A 545-nucleotide genomic window follows, 5' to 3' on the forward strand; every position below is an offset into this window, starting at 1 on the left:
GGCATGAACTCCGGCAGATCATCGCCGGCCTGAGCGAGGGCGTGATCCTGGTCGAGCCCGACCAGACCATCGCCTACGCCAACGAGGCCGCCCTCGCGATGCACGGAGCCGGCAGCTTGGACGAGCTCGGGCCCACCGTCGACGATTATCGTCAGCGCTTCGCCCTGCGCTACCGCAACAACGTCACGCCGAACCAGTACCCCATCGAGCGCGTGGTGGCCGGGGAGCAGTTCCACGACGTCGTCGTCGAGGTGCGGCGCACCGACCGGCCCGAGCAGGATTTCGTCCACTCGCTCCGCAGCCTGGTCGCCACCGACCGCGACGGCAACCCAAGCTGCCTCGCCCTGATCCTCAAGGACGTCACCGACCAGTTCGAGGCCGAGGAGCGGTTCGAGGCGACCTTCAACGCCAATCCGGCGCCTGCGGTGATCACGCGGCTGTCCGATCTGCGCCACGTCAAGGTGAACACCGGCTTCCTGGAGATGACCGGCTTCACCCGCGATGCCGTGATCGGACGCAGCGTCTACGAGGTCGACGTGCTGGCC

At 67.7% G+C, this 545-nt stretch carries 1 protein-coding gene; it reads left to right on the forward strand.

Features of this window, described 5'->3' with window-relative positions; all coding sequences use genetic code 11:
* Positions 1-545, forward strand: a 545-nt coding sequence (locus MKK82_RS31000; protein ID WP_243987895.1) for a PAS domain-containing protein, incomplete at both ends; no start/stop codon positions are given.

Origin of the sequence: Methylobacterium sp. E-046, assembly GCF_022829625.1 — a bacterium.
GTDB classification, from domain to species: Bacteria; Pseudomonadota; Alphaproteobacteria; order Rhizobiales; family Beijerinckiaceae; genus Methylobacterium; species Methylobacterium longum.